Origin of the sequence: Kribbella sp., assembly GCF_035687465.1 — a bacterium.
Taxonomy (GTDB): domain Bacteria; phylum Actinomycetota; class Actinomycetes; order Propionibacteriales; family Kribbellaceae; genus Kribbella.
In genome coordinates, this window is record NZ_DASRXP010000154.1 from 1 (window position 1) to 13,464 (window position 13,464).

Below are 13,464 nucleotides of genomic sequence, written 5' to 3' on the forward strand. Positions count from 1 at the left end.
GTGGAGCGGCTCGTGGCGCACGATGCGGCGTACCGGGTGTTGGGGGAGACCCGGGCTCGGGTGACGGCGCGGCTTGAGGAGTTGGCGCCGGCTGGGTTGGCTTCGGTGCGCAATGGGGATCTGCTGGCTCGGCTCGTGCTCGATGTCGATGCAGTGCTTGATCTCTGGTTGCGGGTCGTCTTGCCTGTCGTGGTTGCCGCAGTGACAGCAGTCGCAACGGTCGGTCTGTTGGTGCTGTTGCTGCCAGTCGCTGGTGGTGCAGTCGCGGTGGCTGTGTTGGTGGCGTGCACGGTTGTGCCTTGGTTGACGGCTGCCAGTGCGCGGAGAGCCGAGAGGGCGATTGCGGGAGCCCGCGGTGACGTCTCGGCTGCCGCTGCGGAGGACCTGCAGACGGCGGCCGACGTACTGGCGTTCGGTGCAGTGGATGACGTGCTGGCCTCGTTTGCAGCGGCCGACGCAAGGCTGGCGGCTGCGGAACGTCGCTCTGCTTGGAGCGCCGGGCTCGGGAGCGCCTTGCTGGTGCTCTGCGTCGGGGGAGCGAGCCTGGCGGGGTTGGTGCTCGGCAGTGGCGCCGACATCTCGGGCCCGGTGTTCGCAGTACTGGTGTTGACGCCGCTTGCGTTGGCAGACGTGCTCGGAGGGATTCCGGCGGCTGCGCAGCTTGCTATCCGGGTCAGGGCCTCGCTGGCGCGAGTAGAGGAACTTATGAGTGCGCCGGCACCTGTTGCAGAGCCCGAGACGCCAATGGCTGTCCCGGATGGGCGAGAGGTACAGGTACGCGACCTGCACGCCGGCTACGGCTCGAATGAGGTGCTGCGAGGGCTGGACCTGGATCTGCCTGCTGGAAGCCGGGTCGTCGTCACCGGTCCAAGCGGGTCTGGCAAGAGCACGCTCGCCTCGGCGTTGCTGAGGTTCCTCGAGCCGAGCAGCGGCGAGATCCGGCTGGGAGGTGTGGACGTGCGGAGGCTCGGGGGTGATCAGGTGCGGTCCGTGGTCGGGTTGCTGACCCAGGAGAGTCACGTGTTCGACACGAGCATTCGGGAGAACCTGCTGCTGGCGAAGCCGGGGGCGAGTGACTTGAGGCTGTGGAAGGCGCTGTACGCCGCTCGGCTCGGGCAGTTCGTGGAGTGCCTACCGCAGGGGCTCGACACGATGGTGGGTGAGCACGGGGCCCGGCTGTCCGGTGGTGAGCGTCAGCGGTTGGCGTTCGCGCGGCTGTTGCTGGCCGACCACGACGTGCTCGTACTGGATGAGCCGACTGAGCACCTGGACGAGGAGACCGCTCGAGCCCTGCTGACGGACCTGTTCGCGGCGGCGGGCCGCCGTACCGTCGTCTTGCTCACCCACCGCCCTGAACTGGCTCCTCACCCCACGCAACCGCGGGTCCACCTGGTGTGAGGGATGCGAGCGGCGGACTGGGTGTCTGCCAAGATGGGGAACCGTGTTGACTACTCAGTTCGTCCCTCTGCTCGCTGACCAGGTTCTGATCGCCATCATCGCGGTCGCGGTCGTACTGGTCGCCGGTACCGCCGGACTGGTCGTCACCCGGCGCCGGAGGACCACCGAGCTGCCGGCGAAGCCGCAGCCCGCGCCGCTAGAGACGGCTGAGCCGAAGGTCGGCGAGGACGCCGAGGAACCGCGCGACACCCCGACCCGGACGCTCGAGGACACCGAACTGCCCGAGCCGGCGAGCACGCTGGACAAGCCCGAGTCCGCCCAGGGCCGGCTGGTCCGGCTGCGGGCCCGGCTGGCCCGGTCGCAGGGCTCGCTCGGCAAGGGCCTGCTCGCGCTGCTCTCCCGCGACACCCTCGACGAGGAGGCGTGGGAGGACATCGAGACCACGCTGATCACCGCTGATGTCGGTGTCGCCCCCACCCAGGAACTGGTCGAGCGACTCCGGACCCGGGTCAGGGTCGAAGGCGTGACCGGCGACCAGGCCCGGGCGATCCTGCGCGAGGAGCTGGTCGCGCTGGTCGACCCGTCGCTGGACCGGAGCCTGAAGGTCGAGCGCAAGGACGGGCAGCCCGCGGTCGTGTTGGTGGTCGGCGTCAACGGCACCGGCAAGACCACGACGGTCGGCAAGCTGGCCCGGGTACTGGTTGCCGAGGACAAGCATGTCGTGCTCGGTGCGGCCGACACGTTCCGCGCCGCGGCCGCGGACCAGCTGCAGACCTGGGGCGAGCGGGTCGGCGTACGGACTGTGCGGGGTCCTGAGGGCGGCGACCCGGCCAGCATCGCGTTCGACGCGGTCAAGCAGGGCATCGACGAGTCGGCCGACGTGGTGCTGGTCGACACTGCCGGCCGGTTGCACACCAAGACCGGCTTGATGGACGAGCTCGGCAAGGTCAAGCGGGTGATCGAGAAGACCGCCGAGGTCGATGAGGTACTGCTCGTGATCGACGCCACCACCGGCCAGAACGGCCTCACCCAGGCCCGTGTCTTCGCCGAGGTGATCAACGTGACCGGCCTGGTGCTGACCAAGCTCGACGGCACCGCCAAGGGCGGCATCGTGATCGCCGTCCAGCGCGAACTGGGCGTCCCGGTCAAGCTCGTCGGGCTGGGCGAAGGGGCCGACGACCTGGCCCCCTTCGACGCCGAGCAGTTCGTCGACGCGCTGCTCGACTGACCGGCATCTGCCTGCCACCAGGGTGTCGCCGGTCGGCGGTAGCGCGGATACTGAGGGGTCATGAGACCGAGGATCGTCATCGTTGGCGCCGGCTTCGCGGGCTACCACGCGGCGAAGACGCTGTGCCGGCTGGCCCGCGGGCGAGCGGAGATCGTGCTCGTCAACCCGACCGACTACTTCCTGTATGTGCCGCTGCTGCCCGAGGTGGCCACCGGCATCCTCGAGCCGCGCCGGGTGACCGTCTCCATCGCCGACACGCTGCCTGAGGTGCGGCTGGTGGTCGGCGAGGTGGACGGGCTCGACCTGGACGAGCGCACGATCCAGTACGAGGATCCGCTCCGCCGCCGTGGTCAGCTCGGGTACGACCGCCTCGTCATCGCCGCGGGCAGTGTGAACAAGCTGCTGCCGATCCCCGGGGTCGCCGAGCATGCGCACGGGTTCCGCGGGATCCCTGAGGCAGTCTTCCTGCGGGACCACCTCACCCAGCAGATCGAGCTGGCCGACGCTACGGACGACCAGACCGAGCGGGACGCGCTCTGCACGTTCGTGGTGGTCGGAGCCGGCTACACCGGGACAGAGGTGGCCGCGCACGGTGTGCTCTACACGGAGCTCCTCAAGAAGAAGCGCCCCCGGCTGCGTGACCAGCGGATCCGCTGGATGCTGCTGGACGTGGCCAACCGGGTTCTGCCTGAGCTGGACATCAGGTTGTCCCGCACTGCCGACAAGGTGCTGCGGGAGCGAGGAGTCGAAGTATTGACGGGGTTGTCCGTGGAAGAGGCCATGCACGACGGGGTGCGGCTGACGGACAAGACCGAGGTGGCTACGCAGTCGCTGATCTGGTGTGTCGGCGTGCGGCCGGATCCGATGGTCGGCGGACTCGGGCTGAAGACGGAGAAGGGTCGGCTGATCGTCGACGAGTACCTGAATGTCCCGGGCCATCCGGACGTCTATGCGTGCGGCGACGCGGCCGCAGTACCGGATCTGACCAGGCCGGGTGAGGTGACCCCGATGACTGCGCAGCACGCTGAGCGGCAGGGCCGCCGGGCAGCGCGCAACATCGCCGCGTCGTTCGGCACCGGCGAGCGGAAGGCCTACGAGCACAGGGACCTCGGGTTCGTTGTGGACCTCGGAGGGACGGATGCGGCGGCCAACCCGCTGCATGTGCCGCTGGCAGGCTTCCCGGCCAAGGTAGTCACGCGCGGCTATCACCTGATGGCCATGCCAGGGAACCGCGTCCGTACTGCGAACGAGTGGCTCCTCGACGCGGTACTGGGCAGGCAGACGACCGAGCTCGGGATCGTCCCGGCCGATGACGTACCGCTGGAGACCGCCAGCCCGGAGCGGACTCGTCCGCACCGTTGAGACCGCGGCATGTCAAGAAGGGGAGGGCAGCTCCGTCCAGTGGCTGAGGGCGACTACAGGAGGCGGAGCATGACCAGGTTCTTGTTGCTGGTGAACCACGACGGTGGCGCGGTCGACCGGCCGATGCTGGAGTGGGATCCCGAGGACATCAGGGCGCACCTGCAGTACCTGCGCGACCAGCTGGACGAGCTGGCCGACAGCGGTGAACTGGTGGAGGCACAGGCGTTGGCCGCACCCGAGCTGGCGAAGGTGGTCCGGGCGAACGGCGTGACGGCACTGGTCATGACCAAAGGGCCCTATCCGGTGGCCAAGGAAGTGCTGGCCGGCTACCAGGTGATCGACGTGGAGTCGGAGGCCCGCGCAGTGGAGATCGCTGCGGTACTGTCGTCGGCGCCCGGCCCGGGTGGGCATCCGTGCGGACAGCCGATCGAGGTCCGTCAGGTGATGGGGAAGGCGGGAGAGCTCTGAGGTGACCACAACCGATTTCGACGACCTGCTGCGTGACCTGACGCCGCAGGTCCTTGGTGCGGTGGTCCGCCGGACGGGCGACTTCACCGCGGCCGAGGACGCCGTCCAGGAAGCCCTGCTGGCGGCGACGAGGACGTGGCCGAAGGACGGCCGTCCGGACAACCCGCGAGCCTGGCTGATCCAGGCAGCGTCGCGACGGTTCATCGACGAGGTCCGGCAGGAGCAGGCCAGGCGGCGCCGGGAGGAGCTGGCGGCGCAGCGGGACGTACCGGCGGCCGAGGTGGAGAGCACGGACGACACACTCCGGCTGCTGTTCCTCTGCTGCCATCCAGAACTCACACCTGCGTCCGCCATCGCGCTGACGCTCCGGGCGGTCGGCGGTCTCACCACCGCGGAGATCGCGGCCGCGTATCTCGTGCCGGAAGCAACCATGGCGCAACGGATCAGCCGGGCCAAGCAGCGGGTCAAGGGCGTGAAGTTCGAGGTCGACCAGAGCGACGAACGGCTCAGCCAGGTCCTGCATGTGCTCTACCTGGTCTTCAACGAGGGGTACGCGAGCAGCAGTGGCCCGGAGTTGCAGCGGAGTGATCTCTCCGCCGAGGCGATCCGGCTGACCCGGATGGTCCACGCGCTGCTCCCGGAGAACGGACAGGTCACCGGGCTGCTCGCGCTGATGCTGCTCAACGATGCCCGGCGCTCGGCGCGGACCGGCTCGGCCGGTCAACTGATCCCGCTGGCAGACCAGGACCGCGGCCTGTGGAACAAGGAGTTCATTACCGAAGGGGTCGCGCTGGCTGTGGACGCCTTCGGCCGGCCGCCGCTGGGGGAGTACCAGTTGCAGGCGGCGATCGCGGCTCTGCACGACGAGGTGGACCGGCCGCAGGACACCGACTGGCCGCAGATCCTCGCGCTGTACGGGGTGCTGGAGGAGTTGTCGGGCAACCCCATGGTCACTCTCAACCGCGCGATCGCGGTGGCGATGGTGAAGGGTCCGCAGGCTGGGTTGGACCTGCTCCGGCCGCTGGACGCGAAACTACCCGGGCATTACCGACTGGACGCAGTACGGGGGCATTTGTGCGAGATGCTCGGGGATGCGGCGGCTGCTGCGGATCACTTCAGCGCGGCGGCCCGGCGTACGACGAGTCTGCCTGAGCGGGACTACCTGACCACTAAGGCGGCCGAAGCCCGCAAGCACTAGTCGGAGCGGGCGCGGACGTGCATGCGTTCGCCCTGGGGTCCGAAGAGGCACAGCACCTCGGCAGGGCCCGGTCCGGGGTTGGTGAACCAGTGCGGCATCCGGGTGTCGAACTCGGCGACCTCACCGACGGACAGGACGAAGTCCTTGTCGCCCAGGACCAGCCGGAGTTGGCCGGACAGCACGTAGATCCAGTCATAGCCCTCGTGTGTCTGCTGGTTGACGTCGCCTCCCGGCCAGCCCTCGGGATAGATCTGCTTGTACGCCTGGAGGCCGCCCGGGCGCCTGCTCAACGGGATCATCACCGCGCCGTTCCGCTTGATCGGCCGCGCGTGGATGCGTGGATCGCCGGTCGGCGGGGCGTCGACTAGTTCGTCCAGTTGAACCTGGTGGGCCCTGGCGAGTGGCAGCAGCAGTTCCAGCGTCGGGCGGCGCTGCCCGGACTCCAGCCGGGACAGCGTGCTGACGGAGATCCCCGTGGTCGTTGACAGCTGGGTCAGGGTGGTGCCGCGCTCCTGCCGGAGGCTGCGAAGCCGTGGGCCGACCGCCTCGAGTACGTCGTCCAAAGAATCCATGTTGCCAGTATGGCAAACATTCTTGTCGTTTCGGCCAAACCGACGGATGGTCGGGACAGGACGAGACGACAGGAGCGCACCATGTATGACGTGATCGTGGTCGGCGGGGGAGCAGCCGGGCTGAGCGGGGCATTGGCGCTGGTACGGTCCAGGCGGTCCGTGCTGGTGATCGACGACGGCACACCCCGCAACGCACCGGCCGGACACGTGCACAACTACCTGACCCGGGACGGCGTCCCACCGGCCGAGCTGTACGCGCTCGGCCGCGAGGAAGTCACCGGGTACGGCGGTGAGGTGGTCACCGGCACCGTGACGTCCGCGACCCAGGCGGAATCCGGCTTCCAGGTGGAGCTGTCCGACGGACGGAGTTTCCAGGCACGCAGGCTGCTGGTGACCGCGGGGGCCACGGACGAGCTCCCCGACGTACCGGGGCTGGCCGAGCGGTTCGGGCGCGACGTACTGCACTGCCCTTACTGCCACGGGTGGGAGGTGCGCGACCAGGCCATCGGCGTACTGGCTACTGGTGGCATGGCCGTCCATCAGGCGCAGCTGTTCCGGCAGTTGAGTGACGACGTCACGCTGTTCCTGCACAAGGGGCCGGAGCTGACCGACGAGCAGTGGGAGGAGCTGGCGGCACGCGGGATCGCTGTGGTGCAAGGGGAAGTCGAGGGACTCGAGGTGGACGGCGACAGGCTCACCGGCGTGCGGCTGGCCGGTGGCAGGGTGATCCCGCGCCAGGCCGTGGTCGTGCAGACCTCCCTGCGAGCACGGGCGGACTTCCTCGACAGCCTCGGGCTGAAGGCCGGCGAGATTCAGGGAGTGGGCACCGCTGTCGAATCCGATCGCACGGGCGCGACGAATGTCCCCGGGGTCTGGGTGGCGGGCAACGTGACGGATCCGATGAGCCAGGTGATCAGCTCCGCCGCTGCCGGGCTGCAGGCCGGCGCCGTGATCAACGCCGATCTGATCGCGGAAGAGACGCGCGTGGCTGTGGCCGCGCGCAGTAGTTGAGGAGTTGAATAGGGGCGGGAGGGTGGATGCGCGAGACGGTCGACCCAGAGTTCGCCGCGTACGTCGATGCGCGGGAGGCCAGGTGGCTCCGGAGCGCGTACCTGGTGTACGGCGAGCCGGAACGCGCTGAGGAGCAACTGCTGCACGCTTTCACCCGGTTGGCGCTGCGTTGGGGCAGGGTGGACGACCCGGACGCGTTCGTGCAGCGGCTGCTTTACCAGCCCGCCCTGTCCCGCTGGTCCCGGCCGAAGCCGTTCGAGGACGACGACGAGCAACCGGTCAAAGCGGTTCTGACCGGTCTGAGCCCGGTCCAACGCACTGTCCTGGTGTTGCTCCACTTCGAGGAGCTCACCGAGTTCGAGGTGGCCGAAGTACTCGGCCTGTCACACACCGCGGTCCACGGACACGCGCAGACCGCGCTGTCCGCCTTCCGCAGCGGCCTCGGCCATGGGGACTGGCGGAATGCGGAGGACCGGCGGTGAGGCGGGAAGACGTCCGGCCGCTGCTGGAGCAAGCCGCCCGGCCTCTGCCTGAGCCGGACCTGGCAGACGCTGCCTGGTCCGCTGGGTTGGCTATCCGCCGGAGGAGACGCCGCAGTACGACGATTGCGGGGGTCGTGGTGCTCCTGGTCATCGCGATAGCGGCCCTGGTCGCGGGACTCAGCCGGAACAGCGCCGAGGTCGTTCCGCCGGACACCGTGCCGAGTCTGCCGGCCGGGTACATCCGGCCGGCCGGGCAGATCTCCGGGATGGACTTCTGGGTGGCCCCGCCGTCCGGCAGCGAACGGTTCCTGGACCGGCTGGCCACGCCGCTGGGCGACTCACTGCGGCTCCCCGAGACAGCGGCAGACCTCCAGTCGGAGCAGCTCCAGGAGATCGCGGCAGTGCTGCTCTCGGAGACCAACGGGATCTACAGGCCGCTCCTGCTCGGTGCGAACGCCCGCTGGGTCCACGCGACCATCGAGCTCGACCCGATCGCCACGGGACCACCTCTCGGCTCGGGTGCGGTCTCACCGGACGGGCGACTGGTGGCGTTCCCCCAGCCCCGCGGGGTGGTGGTGATCGATGCGACCACAGCTGTCACCCGCCGGTACTCGCTGCCGGTCGAGGACCTTCGCAGCGTGTCCTGGTTGCCCGACAGCGCTCGCGTGCTCGTCAGCGGACCCACGGCCGCCTTTCGGGTGCTGACAGGGGCCGGAGGGTTCGGCGAGGAATCGGTGACCCAGCTGCGGTGGACGGCTGACCCGTATGCGGCGACAGCGCCGTACAGGCTGGATGGTGGGCCGGGGCGGGTCGAGTTGCGGCGGTACAGCCTCAACGGCGGGTGGACGCTCGAGAGCACCCTGGGCCTGCCGGCGAGCTCGTGGGTCGGTCAGACGATCGCAGCGGGTGACACGGCAGCGCGGTTGTTCGTGGCAGACCGGTTGCCGCAGGTGCAGACGACAGCATCGCGTCCGCAGTTGATCGCGGCGGTCTCGACCGCGCAGACCACGCCGAGTCGTCTCCTGGTGCTCGGCGAGACGCCCGCGGCGACGCCGCCACCCACTCCTGGGCCGGCCGCGCCCGATGCCGTCCGGACCCCCGGTTGCTGCTTCGTTCTGGGCTGGTACGACCCTCACACCTCCCTTTTCCAGGTGGCCGGCTGGGTGCTGGCCTGGGACCTGGAAACAGGGCAGGTACGACGGGTTACCGAGCTCGAGGTGAACACTGTTGCCCTCGGCCCCGGTATTGCCGGGTGACCGCTATTCCACGATGCATCGGAGCGTCATCGCCACCAGGTGATCGGCGTCCTCGGGAGCGGGCATCGGCTCACCTGTGAGGGCACGCAGGATCAGGACCCCCGCGAGCCAGTGCACCATCAGCACCGGGTCGGCTCCCGGACCGATCCGCTCACCCCGCCCGCGGGCCCGTTCGAGGGCGGCCGCGGTCAGCGTGATCCGCTGCTCCAGGTAGGTCCGGTAGAGCGCGGCGAACTGCTCGTCGCGGTTCATCTCGCTGATCGCGAGCCGGACCAGTGCGACGCCCTCTTTGCTGCTCACGAAGGTGAGAGCGTCTTTGTAGACCTGCCGCAGATCGCCCGCGATCGAGCCGGTGTCGGCATCCGGGATCTCGATGTCGAACAACTGGCCCATCGCGTCGTTGGCCAGTTCCTCTTTGCTGGCCCACCGGCGGTAGATCGTGGCCTTGCCGACGCCCGCCGCCTCGGCGACGTCGTCCACTGTCATTCCGTCGAATCCGCGCTCCAGCAGCAGCTGTACGGCGTACCGGCGGATCCGTGGCTCTGCCTCCGGATCCCGCGGCCTGCCGCGACGCGGCCTTTCCCCGCTGTTCGTCCCCATCTCGGTAGTCCCCAGCTCGGACGGTCGCAGTGGCGCGGCTGCGGGCCGTGTGGTCAGGCCAGAGTGCCACAGATGTGCCGATGTCACCTGGATGTCACTTAACGGGGTGCTTTGTCACATGCCTGAAACATCAGGACCGATCGGCTGAAACGGCGCGCCGACACCGTTTGCGGTGTGGCCGAGCGTGGGCTTCCCGGCGTTGTGGAGCCCCTCTTGATGAGGACGTCGGCCACCCCCAGATCGATGGAAGGGATGACGTTGATGGAGATCAACGCCGGCGATACCGCCTGGGTCTTGGCAAGTGCCGCCCTGGTGTTCCTGATGACACCAGGCCTGGCTTTCTTCTATGGCGGCATGGTGCGCGTGAAGAGCGTGCTGAACATGATGATGATGAGCGCCATCACCATCGCCGTCGTCACCGTGCTGTGGGTGGTGGTCGGCTACTCGCTCACGTTCGGCGGTGACACCGGCCGCGTCATCGGTGACTTCTCAGTGGCGGGTCTGAAGGGCCTGATCGCGCCCGAAGCGGTCAGTGGCACGATTCCGACTCTGGCCTTCGTGGCCTTCCAGTTGATGTTCGCGATCATCACACCGGCGCTGATCTCAGGTGCCATCGCCGACCGCGCGACCTTCCGCGGCTGGATCGTGTTCGTCGCGCTGTGGACCTCACTGGTGTACTTCCCGGTCGCGCACTCGGTGTGGTTCCTGGACGGTGACAACCCTGGTGGCTTCATCGGGACCGGGATCAAGGCCATCGACTTCGCCGGTGGTACCGCGGTCCACGTGAACGCCGGTGCGGCCGCGCTGGCGCTGGCGATCGTCCTCGGGCGCCGGGTGGGGTGGCGCAAGGACCCGATGCGTCCGCACAGCCTGCCGCTGGTCGTCCTCGGTGCCGGACTGCTGTGGTTCGGCTGGTTCGGCTTCAACGCCGGTTCCGCGCTGAGCGCCGGTACCACCGCAGCAGTCACCTTCGTGAACACGCAGGTCGCCACGGCGGCCGCGGTGATCGGCTGGCTGATCATCGAGCGGATCCGGAACGGCAAGGCCACCACGCTCGGGATGGCGTCCGGCGCGATCGCCGGTCTGGTCGCGATCACCCCGTCCTGTGGTGCGGTCACCCCGGTCGGCGCGCTGATCCTCGGTGTGGTCGCCGGTGGTATCTGCGCCTTCGCGGTCTCGCTGAAGTACAAGCTGGGCTTCGACGACTCGCTCGACGTGGTCGGCATCCACCTGGTCGGCGGTCTGGTCGGCTCGCTCGCGATCGGCTTCCTCGGTACGGCGGCGGCGCCGTCCGCGGTGGACGGCCTGTTCTACGGTGGCGGGGTGGATCAGCTCGGCCGCCAGGCGCTGGCGAACGTGATCGTCGGTGTCTACTCCTTCACGGTGGCCTTCATCCTGGCCAAGGTGATCGACCTGACCATCGGCTTCCGGATCAAGGAAGAGGACGAGGTCGCCGGTATCGACCAGGTCGAGCACGCCGAGACGGCGTACGACTTCCTGGCCGCGGGCTCGGGCCTGCGTGGTCACAGCACTGTGGTGCGGACCGAGGACCCGATCGACGGCGACACGAGCGACGGTACGGCTGAGAAGGAAGGTGCGAAGGTATGAAGCTGATCACCGCGGTGGTCAAGCCGCACAAGCTGGAGGACGTCAGGGCCGCGCTGGAGACCTTCGGGGTGACCGGTATGACGGTGACCGAGGCCAGCGGTTACGGCCGGCAGAAGGGCCACACCGAGGTGTACCGCGGCGCGGAGTACGAGGTGGACCTGGTTCCGAAGGTCCGGCTCGAGGTCGTCGTCGAGGACGGTGACAGCGCCGAGGTGGTGGACGTGATCGTGAAGGCGGCACAGACCGGCAAGATCGGCGACGGCAAGGTCTGGGTCGTTCCGGTCGAAACGATCATCAGAGTCAGGACCGGCGAAGTCGACGGAGACGCACTGTAGATGGTGGACCGGGCAGCACAGCGGCGCGCTCGTGCCGAGGAGGCCGACGCGCTGCTGTACCTGCTCCTTTCGAAAGCCTGCGACGCCCTCGGTGTTCCCACCGAGGGCGTCGCGCTGGTCGCTGTCGGTGGCTATGGCCGGGAGGAGCTGTCGCCTTACAGCGATCTCGACGTGATGCTCGTGCACGTCGAGGGGTACCCACGGGTGGACGAGCTGGCCGCACAGATCTGGTATCCGCTCTGGGACTCGCGGACCAGGCTGGACCACAGCGTCCGGACGATCGCGGAGGCCCAGCAGCAGGCTGCCGACGACGTACGCGTCGCGCTGGGGTTGCTGGACGCGCGGCACGTGGCGGGGGATTCGCACCTCACACTGCAGTTGCGGTCGGTCCTGATGGCGGATTGGCGCCGTACTGCGAAGACGCGGCTGCCGGCGTTGGCCCAGGCCTGCCGGGATCGCGCGAACACGGTCGGAGAGCTGGCGCACCTGGCCGAGCCCGACCTGAAGGAGGCGTACGGCGGTCTGCGTGACGCCGTCGTACTGCGGGCTCTGGTGGCTTCGTGGCTCATCGACGTACCGCATCCCGTGGTGGAGCGGGCACGGCTGGACCTGCTGAACGTCCGGGACGAACTGCATGCCGTTGCTGGGCGTGCGACCGACCGGTTGGTCGCGGACCTGGCCGGAGAGGTTGCGGCCGGGGTCGGGCTCGATGGTCGTGATGAGCTGCTGCGGCACGTCTATGCCACTGGCAGGACGCTCGCCCACGTGTGCGACGTGTCCTGGCGGCGGGTTGAGAGCTTGGTGACCCGCTCACCGCGTTCCCGGCGCCGTCAGCGCACGGGTGGCCCGCTGTTGCTCGCACTGGACGAAGGCGTCGGGCAGCACGAGGGCGAGGTCGTGCTGATGCCGGATGCCCGGCCCGAGCGCGACGCAGTACTGGGTCTGCGGGCTGCGGCGGTTGCGGCTGACCGCGAGCTGGTGTTGTCGCCTGCTGTGTGTGAACGACTTGCTTCGTCGGCTGCCGCCCTGCCAGAGCCTTGGCCAGGGGAGGCCCGACGGTTGATGTGTGCCTTGCTGGGGGCGGGGCCGGGTCTGCTTGAGGTGTGGGAGTCCATGGACCAGGCCGGGTACATCTCCCGGCTGCTGCCTGAGTGGGACAGCGTGCGGTTCAGGCCGCCGCAGTCCGCGGTGCACAGGTTCACCGTCGACCGGCATCTGTTGGAGACGTGCGTCGAGGCTTCGAAGATGGTCCGCGACGTACGGCGACCCGACCTGTTGCTGGTGGCTGCGTTGCTACACGACCTGGGCAAGGCGGTCGATAGCGACGACCACAGTGTCAGTGGTGCGCCGATCGCCGCTGCTGTAGCTCGGCGGCTGGGATTCCTGGATGCAGAGGTGGACACGATCGCCCTGCTTGTGCGGCAGCACCTCATGCTCGCGCAGGTGGCTACCCGACGGGACCTGGACGACCCGATGACTGTGGACCTCGTCGCGGGGATCATGGGCGACACGGACACGCTGGACCTGCTGGAAGCTCTCACCTATGCCGATGCCCGTGCGGCCGGCCCTGCAGCGTCGTCGCCGTGGCGGCTTCGGTTGGTGGGCGAGCTGTGTCGCCGGGTACGCGCAGAGCTGTCCGGGGGAGGGGCTGGGCTCTGGAGCGACGCTCCGCCGATCCCTGTACCGCAGTTGCATCAGATAGTCGGGGTGGGACGGCTAGGCGTGACTGTGTCCGAGCATCACGGTGACCTGCGCGTCAACGTCGCAGTACCGGATCAGGTAGGCACGCTGTCGACAGTGGCCGGAGTACTGGCTGTGGAGCGGCTTGCTGTGCGGTCTGCGGTCATCACCTCGGTCGAGGAGCTGGGCATCTCACAGTGGACGGTCGCAGGCTCTGTCCCGGACCCCGTGCGGCTGCGGGACCGGCTCGCGGTGGCTCTCCGCGA

General features: G+C 68.7%; 13 protein-coding genes. 11 read left to right on the top strand and 2 right to left on the bottom strand.

The features are described from left to right. The 5 genes from cydC to VFG33_RS07865 all read left to right on the top strand — a co-directional run. Positions 1-1,398, top strand: a 1,398-nt coding sequence (gene cydC / locus VFG33_RS07845; RefSeq protein WP_325023949.1) for a thiol reductant ABC exporter subunit CydC, incomplete at its 5' end; no start/stop codon positions are given. Positions 1,399-1,441: 43 nt separating this feature from the next. Further along, positions 1,442-2,626 carry a signal recognition particle-docking protein FtsY gene (ftsY, locus tag VFG33_RS07850; protein ID WP_325023951.1) on the top strand — a complete coding sequence of 395 codons (1,185 nt, stop codon included), beginning with the start codon at positions 1,442-1,444 and terminating at the stop codon, positions 2,624-2,626. Positions 2,627-2,686: 60 nt separating this feature from the next. Beyond that, on the top strand, positions 2,687-3,988 hold the full coding sequence (locus tag VFG33_RS07855) for an NAD(P)/FAD-dependent oxidoreductase (RefSeq protein ID WP_325023953.1): 1,302 nt from the start codon (positions 2,687-2,689) through the stop codon (positions 3,986-3,988). A gap of 69 nt (positions 3,989-4,057) precedes the next feature. Then, positions 4,058-4,456 (top strand): YciI family protein, encoded by a 399-nt coding sequence (locus VFG33_RS07860; RefSeq protein WP_325023955.1) that lies wholly within the window; start codon positions 4,058-4,060, stop codon positions 4,454-4,456. A gap of 1 nt (position 4,457) precedes the next feature. Next, entirely contained in the window at positions 4,458-5,654 is a 1,197-nt protein-coding gene (locus VFG33_RS07865; RefSeq protein ID WP_325023957.1) for an RNA polymerase sigma factor, read from the top strand. Here the strand turns inward: VFG33_RS07865 and VFG33_RS07870 are convergent. Further along, entirely contained in the window at positions 5,651-6,226 is a 576-nt protein-coding gene (locus VFG33_RS07870) for a cupin domain-containing protein (protein WP_325023959.1), read from the bottom strand. The two genes, VFG33_RS07865 and VFG33_RS07870, sit on opposite strands and share 4 nt — an antisense overlap. An 81-nt stretch (positions 6,227-6,307) precedes the next feature. Here VFG33_RS07870 and VFG33_RS07875 point away from each other — a divergent pair, with 81 nt between their 5' ends. From VFG33_RS07875 to VFG33_RS07885, 3 genes are read left to right on the top strand one after another with little or no spacing between them, the layout of a single operon-like run. After that, positions 6,308-7,237: an NAD(P)/FAD-dependent oxidoreductase gene (locus VFG33_RS07875; protein WP_325023961.1), complete on the top strand. Its 930-nt coding sequence runs from the start codon at positions 6,308-6,310 to the stop codon at positions 7,235-7,237. A 26-nt stretch (positions 7,238-7,263) separates the two neighbouring features. Further along, positions 7,264-7,719, top strand: coding sequence for a sigma factor-like helix-turn-helix DNA-binding protein (locus VFG33_RS07880; protein ID WP_325023963.1), 456 nt, complete (start codon positions 7,264-7,266; stop codon positions 7,717-7,719). After that, positions 7,716-8,975: a hypothetical protein gene (locus tag VFG33_RS07885; RefSeq protein ID WP_325023965.1), complete on the top strand. Its 1,260-nt coding sequence runs from the start codon at positions 7,716-7,718 to the stop codon at positions 8,973-8,975. Before VFG33_RS07880 ends, VFG33_RS07885 begins: the two co-directional genes overlap by 4 nt. Positions 8,976-8,978: 3 nt before the next feature. On the opposite strand, the gene VFG33_RS07890 is transcribed toward VFG33_RS07885, so the two are convergent. After that, entirely contained in the window at positions 8,979-9,575 is a 597-nt protein-coding gene (locus tag VFG33_RS07890; protein ID WP_325023967.1) for a TetR/AcrR family transcriptional regulator, read from the bottom strand. A gap of 216 nt (positions 9,576-9,791) precedes the next feature. On the opposite strand from VFG33_RS07890, the gene VFG33_RS07895 reads away from it, so the two are divergent. The 3 genes from VFG33_RS07895 to VFG33_RS07905 all read left to right on the top strand — a co-directional run. After that, entirely contained in the window at positions 9,792-11,183 is a 1,392-nt protein-coding gene (locus tag VFG33_RS07895) for an ammonium transporter (protein ID WP_414672933.1), read from the top strand. Continuing rightward, positions 11,180-11,518 carry a P-II family nitrogen regulator gene (locus VFG33_RS07900; RefSeq protein ID WP_325023969.1) on the top strand — a complete coding sequence of 113 codons (339 nt, stop codon included), beginning with the start codon at positions 11,180-11,182 and terminating at the stop codon, positions 11,516-11,518. The genes VFG33_RS07895 and VFG33_RS07900 overlap by 4 nt, the downstream gene beginning before the upstream one ends. Beyond that, on the top strand, positions 11,519-13,464 hold a 1,946-nt coding region (locus tag VFG33_RS07905; protein WP_325023971.1), incomplete at its 3' end, for a [protein-PII] uridylyltransferase.

Bases quoted from the DNA above. Each gene is read 5' to 3' on its own strand.
- VFG33_RS07895 (WP_414672933.1), top strand. From the start codon at position 9,792: ATGAGGACGTCGGCCACCCCCAGATCGATGGAAGGGATGACGTTGATG.
- VFG33_RS07890 (WP_325023967.1), bottom strand. From the start codon at position 9,575: ATGGGGACGAACAGCGGGGAAAGGCCGCGTCGCGGCAGGCCGCGGGAT.
- VFG33_RS07875 (WP_325023961.1), top strand. From the start codon at position 6,308: ATGTATGACGTGATCGTGGTCGGCGGGGGAGCAGCCGGGCTGAGCGGG.
- VFG33_RS07880 (WP_325023963.1), top strand. From the start codon at position 7,264: ATGCGCGAGACGGTCGACCCAGAGTTCGCCGCGTACGTCGATGCGCGG.
- VFG33_RS07900 (WP_325023969.1), top strand. From the start codon at position 11,180: ATGAAGCTGATCACCGCGGTGGTCAAGCCGCACAAGCTGGAGGACGTC.
- VFG33_RS07860 (WP_325023955.1), top strand. From the start codon at position 4,058: ATGACCAGGTTCTTGTTGCTGGTGAACCACGACGGTGGCGCGGTCGAC.
- VFG33_RS07870 (WP_325023959.1), bottom strand. From the start codon at position 6,226: ATGGATTCTTTGGACGACGTACTCGAGGCGGTCGGCCCACGGCTTCGC.
- VFG33_RS07855 (WP_325023953.1), top strand. From the start codon at position 2,687: ATGAGACCGAGGATCGTCATCGTTGGCGCCGGCTTCGCGGGCTACCAC.